Origin of the sequence: Methylophaga sp. UBA4204, assembly GCF_002379485.1 — a bacterium.
In the GTDB taxonomy this organism is placed as follows: domain Bacteria; phylum Pseudomonadota; class Gammaproteobacteria; order Nitrosococcales; family Methylophagaceae; genus Methylophaga.
Genome location: NZ_DFTU01000101.1, coordinates 5235 through 16144 on the forward strand (window position 1 = coordinate 5235; position 10910 = coordinate 16144).

Genomic DNA, 10910 nt, shown 5'->3' on the forward strand with positions numbered 1-10910 from the left:
CGCATTGGCAGCTTTGGCTGGAGCATAATGAATCCCTGCAGCAATAATATGTGCCTGTGCTTCAGCAGTGCAGGGCATATTGGCACCTTCAACAATACAGCTAATACCGTTTTTGCACAGTGCAATGGCATCAGCTGCTGATAATTCATTCTGGGTAGCACACGGAAAAGCGGCATCTGCTTTAATACGCCATACCGCATGACCATCTTCAGGATACTGTTTGATAGGTGTGAATTCAGCGTCGGGGTGCGTTTCCCGGTATTTTGCCAAGGAGCAATTTTGATCCTCTTTTAATTCCCGCAGCAGAATTAAATCGATACCTTTTTCGTGATAAATCGTACCGGTGCTGTCAGAGCAGCTTATTGGCAATGCACCACATTGATAGAGTTTTTCAATAGTATGAATCGCCACATTCCCTGCGCCGGATACCAGACATTTTTTGCCGTCGAGACAATCATCATTGGCTTGCAGCATATTTTCTGTGAAATAGACTAAGCCGTAGCCTGTGGCTTCAGGGCGAACAAGTGAGCCTCCCCAGTTGATTGCTTTGCCAGTCAATACACCTTCAAAATGACGATTCAAACGTTTGTATTGCCCAAACAGATAGCCAATCTCCCGCTTGCCCACGCCAATGTCACCTGCAGGCACATCAATGGTTGCACCAATATGCCGTTGCAACTCATTCATAAAGGCCTGACAGAACCGCATGATTTCGTTATCTGATCGATTTTTGGGATCAAAGTCTGAGCCACCTTTACCACCACCGAGTGATAAACCAGTTAACGCATTTTTAAATATCTGCTCAAAGCCCAGAAATTTAACGGTACTGGCATTAACCGAGGGATGAAAGCGGATGCCACCTTTGTAGGGACCCAGAGCGGAGTTGAACTGAACTCGATAGCCTTTGTTGACCTGAACGTTACCGTCATCATCTTGCCAGACAACTCTGAACATAATCTGGCGTTCCGGTTCAACTATGCGTTCAATGATATTTTGTTGAAGATACTGAGGATTTTTTTCCAGTAAAGGGCGTATAGATTGGAGAATTTCTTCGGTAGCTTGATAAAACTCTGGCTGACTTGGGCTGCTTCGTTGCAGCTTCTTCATCGTCGCCTCAATATAGGACATTCAAACCTCTTCGTTTAACCTGATAATGCATAGATACAATCTAACAGAAGTAATACTATTTTTCAGACTCAGCAAATTGTTACAGGTTCACCACTTGGAGTTCTGGAGGAATAAAAACACGTTGATTTTATTTATAAATATTGAGTTATTATTTTTCAAATCCACCGGCCTGAAATAAACCGACACCATCACGACCACGAGCTTTGACATCGTAAAGCGCCATATCGGCTTTTTTCATCAGCTGAAGAGCAGATTCATTTGTTTCAGGTAAATAGACGGCAATGCCGATACTTAAGGTCACCAATAAACGGATAGTGTCAAACTCAAGGTGGTTTTTCAGACTGTTTCGCAAATGTTCGGCTACTTTTACCGCAGCATCTGCAGAGCTTACCTCGTTCAGCAATACCACAAATTCATCGCCTCCAAATCGGGCAAGCGTATCTGTTGCCCGTAATGCTAACTGCATGCTTTCAGCAACGCGTTTTATCACCTGATCACCAACATCATGCCCGTAGGTATCGTTGATCTGTTTAAAATGATCGACATCAATAAACATCAGCGCAAGTGGATGTTTATTTCGCTTTGCGCCGAGTATTGCCTGGTTTATCCTCTCATCAAACAAACGACGATTTGGTAAACCAGTCAATGCATCATAGAGCGCCAACTTGCGCATTAATTCGTGTTCATGTTTTCTGGCCGTTATGTCCTCTATTTGTGAGACAAAATGCAACAGTTCTCCGTTTATATCATGCACAACTGAGACGCTGAGTAATACATCAATAATCTGATGATTTTTGCGAACGTAGCGCTTTTCCATATGATAGTGATCAATTTCACCGGCGACCAGTTGAGCGACAAACTGCTGATCGAGATCCAGATCTTCAGGATGTGTCACATCCATAAAAGTCATTTGTAATAATTCGCCTTCGCTGTAACCAAGCATTTCGCAACAGGCTGGATTTGCTTCCAGCCAGCTGCCATCCAGACCGACCAGAGCCATCCCGATCGCCGCCGTATCAAAGGCATTTCTGAAACGTTCTTCACTGATCCTAAGGGTGATTTCGATTTCTTTGCGACCACTGATATCGGTATGTGTACCTATCGCCCTTAGCGGATTTCCCTGCTCATCACGTTCAATCACTGTGCCACGGTCAAGAATCCATTTCCAGCTACCATCTTTACACAGCATACGGTGTTCGTTTCGGTACTCAGGTTGGCTGCCATCCAGTAACGCATCAATATCGCTGAATACCTGTTGACGATCATCTGGATGAATTCGATCTGACCATTCGCTGATATGAGGAGAAAATTCATCTGGCGTATATCCCAGCATGGAAATCAGTTTTTCCGAAAAAAGCACTTTGTCATTGATAATTGACCAGTCCCAGACGCCTTCGCCACTACCTTCCAGCGCATGTTTCCAACGTGATTCAGTTTGTTCAAGTTGTGTCTGATAAAGCCAGCTTTCTGTAATATCAAAACAAATCCCAATCATGCTTGTTGCTGCACCTGAGGTATTGAAACTCAAGGCCGCCTTGAGTTGCACCATTCGAGTATCGCTTCTGGACTGCACCAACACTTGAATATTTAACTCGAGACGATCGGACTTGCATTTGTGAAAAGCGTTTTCAACTCGTTGCCGATCAGTTTCCTCAAAATGTGCAAACCAGTTTTCAAGTGTTAAATAAGGATTAGATTGTTCACTTTGTCCGAAAATGGTTAATTGATGTTCATCAACCAAAACATGCTGTTTTTGAAAATCCCACTCCCAAGTGCCCATGCCAGCGGTGTCTGTTGCTAGTTGGAGCTTCAGATGCTTTTCACGCAGGAAATTTGTTATTTCGTTGGCCCGGCGCTCTGCACGTTTTCGTCCACTTACCAATAGCCAATAAACATAAGCAAGCAAACAAGTTATAAGCAATTGTATTAACAACATCGATTTGGCAGATTGTTTTTCAAAGGCTTTTATAAAATTCTGATCAGGATAAGCCACAAACTTCCATTGGCGGCCAGCGAGTGTAAAGGTTTCGCTTAATTCAAATGAACTGGTCTCGAAACTGCTTGACTGGAAAAGTACATCCATTGGCTCAGTAGTCACATCTGAGATTTTCAAGTGACTAAGTGTGCCATTTTGCGTTAATGATGCTTTCACTACATCACTGATCCGGAATACGACGTAAACCCAGCCAATATGAGGATTTTCAGGCTCAACTGAATCAAATAAAGGGAGATACATCAGAAGGCCTGTGACGGATTCATCAGGATTATCCTGTACCAGTTTTACCCCACCAGAAAGACTAACCTCACGACTAACAAGGGCTTCGATCATCGCAGCTCGACGTGTGGGTTCCGAATACATATCAAAACCAAAAGCCCTCAGATTGCGAGCTTGAAAGGGCTCAAGATACAAAATGCTGGTATAGAGCTCCCGTTTACCCTCTGGAGTAATGTTATAGTCCGGAAATCCCGATTGTCTTATCGATTCGATATGAGCAAGTTTCTCAGCGGGCGTAATAACTGGCACATATCCCAAACCTTGAATCCCGGGATAAAAGGCTTCCAGCTTGAGTTTTTCGGCATAATTTTTAAATTCTTCACGGGTGATGCTGTCCGAAGACTCAAAAAGACCCTGAGTCGCCCGTAGCATCTGTTCGTAGCTTCGAATTTTTTCGGTAACGCTTTGGGTGGTTTCGTTAAAGGAGATAGCAAAGCGATCAGCAATTACCTGTTGATTTCGTTGTTTAACCTGATGATATTGTGCCAAGGAAAAACCAGAACCTACCACTATCACCAAAAAAGGTATAAATAATAGTGGCAGTTTGGAAATACTTTTTTTTATATCACAATACAAATAAATAGCTTTATTCATTTATTTACATGCAGCCAGCCATCAACCTTTGACAGATGCCATACTACAATCTTCCCTTAAAAAATATTTGCATATATTACAAGGTTAATACTTACCTGAGGTAATGCTATTAATACTGATCGCTACTAATAATCCAAAAGTGGTAGGTCGGGCTTTTTTGCTTATAAATAATGAACTGAAATAATCGTCACCATATATGATTTAGTGATATAGGTTTAATGTTTTAGTATTTTTATATGTAAATATGAAAGTATGAAACTTTTTGTTATAAAAATATGCATTTAATTTAACTGTATAAATTATAATTGTTGTTCAATATATTTTAGAATAGTGACAATATCCATCGTGGTAAAACTATTTATATTTAACATCCGACTATACTTAATAAATATTAGTTTAAGTTTAAAGGTTATTCTGAATGATAAAGGATTTATCCATCTGGTTAAGGTAGAAACAAGAATCGTCACAATAGTTTTCAGAAATTAAACGTTCAAAAGTTACATGCCAGTCTTCAAGAAAAAATCTATTGGATATGAAGCTGAATTTAATTTCAGGACCCGGCTGAGAAATTGGCTTATAACTTGTACCTTTCATACAAAGTCCTGCCATCGATTCTGCTATAAAGGCAACACCAGTTTCCGCAGCAACAAAACCAAATATTGCATTGCAACTATCCGCCTCTCTTATGGCTTTTGGCATAAAGTTTTTGTTATGAAAATGTTCCAGTATATGGTCATATAAACTGGGGTTTTGAGGTCTGGGAAAAAGAATTATCGTTTCCTGTTTGAGTAATTCAATTGGTATTTCATTCAGTGAATTAAAGGGATGATTATCCGGTATCATCAAGCCCATTGATTCGGACCGGATATTTATTGTTATCAGGTTTTCGTGTTTTGGTTGCGCCATAATAAATGCGCAATGGATATTATTTTCAAGTACCTTATTAATTAATCCTGTTGTATTGTCTTCAGAAAAAATCAATTCATATCCTGTAAGTTTATCTGTCGTTTTTCGTATCAAGCTGGGTAAAAAACTACTCATTGCAGCGCATGTATATCCTATTTTTAATTTGTTATATTTAGTTAGAGAATTGAGCGACTCAGTTATACCTGCTAGGTTTTCAAAAATTTTAGGTAATTTGTTTCTAAGTTCTTCGCCTGATGGTGTTAATTCAACGGTATTATTTTCTCTAATGAAAAGTTGGCAGTTCAATGCCTCCTCAAGTTGAGAGATTTTTCTAGAAATGGCCGGTTGAGAAATAAACAAATTCTCTGCTGCTTTGCTAAAGCTTTTTACTTTGGCAACTTCAAGAAAAGCTCGTAACTGTTTCAGGTCATAGTTGAACTGATAATTTTTTGTTATACGTTGATTCATTTTTGGTATTAGACCTATTGTTTAAACTAAATATAGCCTTGAGAGGAGTTAAATCTACTTTCCACGCTAAAGGCCAAAAGTTATGAAGATTAACGAGCCAGTTACACAAGTAGAAGAATCATACAAAAGCGATGCAAACATACTTACCACTACAAATAGTAAGGGAATTATTACTTATGTCAATCAGGACTTTGTTGAGATTAGTGGTTTTACTGAAGAGGAGCTGGTAGGCAAAAATCATAATGTAGTAAGGCATCCCGATATGCCATCTGCTGCCTTTGCTGCTTTGTGGGGAAAAGTTAAATCTGATAAGTCCTGGATGGGGATGGTCAAAAATCGTTGCAAAAATGGAAATCACTACTGGGTTGATGCCTACGTTACTCCGATAATTAAAGACGATGGAGCAAGGGAATATCAGTCAATAAGAAGAAAGCCCAAAAGAGAACATGTGGATCGGGCTTCCCGCCTTTATGAAAAGATTCGCACAGGGAAAAAGACTGCAGAACTTAAAAACTCTCTATCTATAATTTTCAAAATTGCTGCATTAATAGTTCTGCCAATGATGATCCAGGTTTTAGCAAGCCTGTTACTTCAAAGCTGGTTATTCATTACTCTCATTTCGCTTTTGTGTATCAGTATTTCACTGGGTGGGGTTTATATCCTGCTATCACCCTTAAAAGTTATTGTTGCCAATGCACGTAAAACCATAAATGATCCTGTGGCCAGATATATCTACATTGGAAGGCGTGATGAGCTTGGTGATATAGCACTAGCAATGAAGTTTCTGGAGTCTGAAACAGCAGGTTTAATCGGTCGTGTTGCAGACAGCGCCGCTACAATGGGCTCAAATACTTATACATTAGGTGGGGCCATTAAGGCTTCAAAGGGTTATGCCGAGCAGCAATTTAATGAGACAGAACAGATTGCAGCGGCAATAAACGAAATGTCTGCAAGTATTCAGGAGGTTTCGAGGAATGCTCAAAACAGCACTTTAATAGCCAATAAAGGAGTTGAGGAAGTAGAAAATGGCAAGAAGGTTGTGCAAATCAGTGTAGATTTAATGCAGGCTTTGCGAGGTGGGGTAGAACAGGCATCAGAAACGATTAAAGCATTGGAAAAAAGTAGTAACGATATCGCCATAGTGCTAGATGTAATCAATGAAATTTCTGAGCAAACCAACTTACTCGCCTTAAATGCTGCAATAGAAGCAGCAAGAGCCGGCGATGCTGGACGAGGTTTTGCTGTAGTTGCTGATGAAGTTCGCTCGCTTGCCAGTAGAACTCGCACTTCTACTGAAGAGATTCGTATCATGGTGGAGAAGCTGCAAAACAATTCCGCTACTGCTGTTAAGGCGATGGCAGAAGGTTTGAATCAGGCGGATACCTGTGTCGGTCATAATCAAGATACAGTCAGTTCTTTTGCAAATATCCTGGATGTAATCCAGAAAATCAACGATATGACTACTCAAATCGCTTCTGCAGTCGAGCAACAGAGTGCTGTGGCTGAAGAAATCAGTAAGAGTATTCATAACATCAGAGACTCGTCGGGCAATAACGTTAGGGAAGCCGATAACACTGTTTCCATCAGTTCACACATGCTGACACTAACAACAAACTTTGAATCCCTGGCCGCTCAGTTCTGGGCCAAACAAACTAATTCATAAGCATAAACCGAGGGGGGGTAAGTAGTTTGGAGTAAATTATGTTTGATTTAAGCAATCGAGACTTTCTGTTGATGGAGTTATTTAAAAAGGCTCAGGAAGGGATGATTATTACCGATGATAAAGTTCGCATTCTTGCCTGTAATGCTGCTTTTTGTCGGATAAGCGGTTTTACAGAAGAAGAATTGATTGGAAACAATCCGAGTATTCTCAGTTCCGGTCGGCAGGATAAAGATTTTTACAAAGACATGTGGCTGGCTATTGAGAAAGATGGAAGTTGGGAAGGAGAGGTATGGAATAGAAAAAAAGACGGCACTTTCTATGCGGAACTGTTGAGTGTAAACAAAATCAACATTCCAGGCACAGATACCGTGCATTATCTGGGAATGATGTCTGATATAACCAAAATGAAAGAACATCATACAAGCCTTGAAAAATTGGCCCATTACGATGCACTTACCGGATTACCTAACAGGCACTTGTTGGGCGATCGGTTTAATCAGGCTGTTGCTAAAGCAAATCGAAATCATGAAATGTTAGCAGTTTGTTTTTTAGATCTGGATGACTTCAAACCAGTTAACGATACATATGGTCACAACATCGGAGATCAGCTTCTGGTCGAATTGTCCGATAGAATAAAATCCCTGCTTAGACAGGAAGATACGATATCAAGATATGGTGGTGATGAATTTGTCATTTTACTGAGTGAAATTCACAGCCGATCGGATTGTGATGGAATACTTCAAAAAATATTACATACGCTGAGTCAACCCTATGATCTTGTTGAAGGACACAAAATTATCATAGGGGCATCTATTGGTTATACGCTCTATCCTTTTGATAAAGGGTCTCTGGATTCCCTGATTGAACACGCGGATCAAACACTTTATCAAATTAAAAATGCAGGTAAATCAGCATTTTTAATGTATGGAGATACCGAAAAAGTAAAAGAAGTCTCAAAAAGTTCATTCAGTCATGTTGAAGTCTTATCGGCAATACACGATAAGCAGTTGCGATTGTTCTTTCAGCCTAAAATAGATATGACATCCGGCGAAATAATTGGTTTTGAAGCGTTGGTTCGTTGGCAGCATCCTTCAAGAGGGCTTTTATCGCCAATTGAGTTCTTGCCTTCAATAAATGAGTCGGATGTGGAGGTTTTGCTGGGACAGTTTGTAATAAAGGAAGCTTTGAAATGTCTTGAAAACTGGCACAAGTATGGATTAAAACTTCGTGTAAGTATCAATCTGTCTGCTTATCATCTTGCAAGAAGCTCATTTATAAAAAGTCTGGAGAAAATATGTAATGAATTTCCCGGACTTGATTTGAGTTTTTTTCAAATTGAAATACTGGAGAGCCATGCGCTTGATGAATTATCTTCAATACAGACTGTTATTGCTGAATGTAAGGAAAAATTCGATATCTCAATGGCTTTGGATGATTTTGGAACAGGATATTCTTCGCTTAGCCACATCAGAACACTTCCCATAAAAACTATCAAGATAGATCAATCTTTTGTTCGGAATATGCTCAACGATGCAGATGACTATAAGATTGTCGAAAGTGTTATATCTCTTGCCAACTCATTTAACATCGAAGTTATTGCTGAAGGCGTTGAGTCTGTTAAACACGCCCAAATTCTTTTATGCATGGGGTGCAAAATTGCACAGGGTTATGCTATTGCGCGACCAATGCCAGCAGCAAGTGTATTGGAATGGGCTTGCAATTTTTATATACCCGAACTGATTGCTATTGAAAATGACCAAAATGATTGCTTAAAAACCTCTCAACTCAGATTATTAATACATTTTCTCGAAATAGAATATGAATTTTTAAAAAACAATATCCAATCTAAAACCAATAGTAATGTTCCATTAATCGCCTCAACGCATAGTCATTGCGGATTTTGGTTGAAAAAAGCAAAGAGCACTCAATTTATCGAAGCACACCAGCAGGAGCAACTGGAAAACCACTATTCAACGCTATTAAACTCAATCGCTAATACACATGTTCTGCATCAGTGCGGTGACATAACGTCGGCAATGATTGGATTCGAAGAGATTGAAGAAGGATATAAAAACCTGATTAATTTAGTAAATAATTTATTTTAGAGATAATCTTCTCTAAATAACTGCTGTAAATTTATATGATAGTTATCATGCAAGGGAAAAGTTTGTTGCCCAGCATACCGTTGGCTAGAGTAATCAAGTTCGTATAATTGAACAGCCAAGCATAATTCCAGGGTCAACCTGTGGTGCGAAGGGAAAATGTCAGTCACTCAAAGCAGATGATGTCGCATTTGCACGATACTTTGACCGGGAATTAGTTAAAACGGGTGATGTTAAAGGCGAAATTATCTCAAATTTCGCTAAGTTTAATTGGATTTACCTCCACACTCTTTAAACTTCATGAGCACAGACTATGAGTGCTGAAATGAGACGCCCATTGGGTTTTCTGAAGCTACAGATACAATAAGAACTTGGTAGGAAGAGAAGGAAAATCTCAAATGCCGAAAACAAATAAAAAAGCCTCCGAAGTTAAAAACTTCTGAGGCTTTGATATATATGGAGCCGGAGATAGGACTTGAACCTACGACCCACTGATTACAAATCAGTTGCTCTACCAACTGAGCTACACCGGCAACAAGAGGCGCATTATACAAACAGTGTGGGGGGCATGCAAGCCTGAATCACCTGTAAAAAAATAATGCTGAATCGGTTATTTACTTTTCGATATTTTGATGTAAATAGTCGATGTCAAAAAAATGGGGTGAGTGATGGGGCTCGAACCCACGACAACCGGAATCACAATCCGGGACTCTACCAACTGAGCTACACTCACCACAGAAATCTATTCAGAAAATCACTCGAAAGAAGCTGGGTGACCTTCAGGAAGTCGACAATTGTACTGCCTTTATTTTTCTGGTCAAGGGAAATGAGACCTTAGGGCCTGTTTATCTTTCAGAGCCACCACTGCTGGAAGCTGTTTTTCCGTCCAACAAGGCAGAAATGATTCGATGTAGTTGTTCTACATAAATCATTTCCAACACAGGAGGGCGGAAAAATAGTCCCAGCCCTACGGGTTGAGGCTGAAAATGCACCACTCTGCGTTACTCGTAGTTTTATTTAGAGTGACTACAAAAACGTCCGGAACGTTTTTGAGCGTAAGCCCCTTAGGGGTGAGATACATGGATGTATCTCACAAACTGCATTCCTCGCGCCTTGATTGGCGCATTTTCAGTCACAACAGAGGCNNTATGAAAGATCAACAGACCCTAAGCCAGTTCCAGGTCGATTTTCTTTTCATCCAGATCGACTCGTACCACTTTAACCTTAATGGAATCACCCAAACGATAGGATTTGCGTGATCTTTCACCCATCAAGCGATGGCCGCTGGCATCAAACTGATAGTAATCGTTTTTCAGTGCAGTGACATGAACCAGACCTTCAATGTAGATATCACTCAGTTCCACAAATAAACCAAAACCCGTAACACCGCTGATCACACCTTCATGAACTTCACCAACTCGATCACGCATATATTCGCACTTGAGCCAGTCAGCCACATCACGTGTTGCCTCATCAGCTCTACGGCTAGCCATTGAACAATGTTCGCCTAGCTGAACCATAGCTTCTTCCGAATAATGCCAGGCGGCTTTTTTCTGTTTAGTAATCGTATGCTTGATTGCACGATGTACTAACAAATCCGGGTAGCGTCGAATCGGTGACGTGAAATGTGCATAAGCCTCGAGACCAAGACCAAAGTGACCCAGATTTTCAGGAGAATAAACAGCTTGTTTCATACTGCGTAACATAACTGTTTGTAGCAAATGTCCATCAGGACGATTGCTGACCGTTTTCAATAGAGAGGCATAATGGCCGG

Annotated in this window: 6 protein-coding genes and 2 tRNA genes; 2 read left to right on the top strand and 6 right to left on the bottom strand. The window is 40.3% G+C overall.

Annotation, left to right across the window (positions count from 1 at the left end; all coding sequences use genetic code 11):
• The 3 genes from gdhA to B3182_RS15150 all read right to left on the bottom strand — a co-directional run.
• Positions 1-1128, bottom strand: a 1128-nt coding sequence (gene gdhA / locus B3182_RS15140) for an NADP-specific glutamate dehydrogenase (RefSeq protein WP_292753396.1), incomplete at its 3' end; no start/stop codon positions are given.
• 148 nt (positions 1129-1276) lie between these two features.
• Positions 1277-3997: a sensor domain-containing diguanylate cyclase gene (locus B3182_RS15145; protein ID WP_292354171.1), complete on the bottom strand. Its 2721-nt coding sequence runs from the start codon at positions 3995-3997 to the stop codon at positions 1277-1279.
• A gap of 402 nt (positions 3998-4399) precedes the next feature.
• Positions 4400-5371, bottom strand: coding sequence for a LysR family transcriptional regulator (locus B3182_RS15150; protein WP_292354172.1), 972 nt, complete (start codon positions 5369-5371; stop codon positions 4400-4402).
• 82 nt (positions 5372-5453) lie between these two features.
• Here B3182_RS15150 and B3182_RS15155 point away from each other — a divergent pair, with 82 nt between their 5' ends.
• Entirely contained in the window at positions 5454-7034 is a 1581-nt protein-coding gene (locus B3182_RS15155) for a methyl-accepting chemotaxis protein (protein WP_292354174.1), read from the top strand.
• Between the two features lie 38 nt (positions 7035-7072).
• Positions 7073-9139, top strand: coding sequence for a putative bifunctional diguanylate cyclase/phosphodiesterase (locus tag B3182_RS15160; protein WP_292354176.1), 2067 nt, complete (start codon positions 7073-7075; stop codon positions 9137-9139).
• A gap of 454 nt (positions 9140-9593) precedes the next feature.
• Here B3182_RS15160 and B3182_RS15165 read toward each other — a convergent pair.
• From B3182_RS15165 to B3182_RS15175, 3 genes are all read right to left on the bottom strand, one after another.
• Positions 9594-9669, bottom strand: a tRNA-Thr gene (locus B3182_RS15165).
• A 124-nt stretch (positions 9670-9793) separates the two neighbouring features.
• Positions 9794-9869: transfer RNA gene (locus B3182_RS15170), tRNA-His, on the bottom strand.
• Between the two features lie 433 nt (positions 9870-10302).
• A partial coding sequence (locus B3182_RS15175; protein ID WP_292753399.1) for an RNB domain-containing ribonuclease occupies positions 10303-10910 on the bottom strand: 608 nt, incomplete at its 5' end.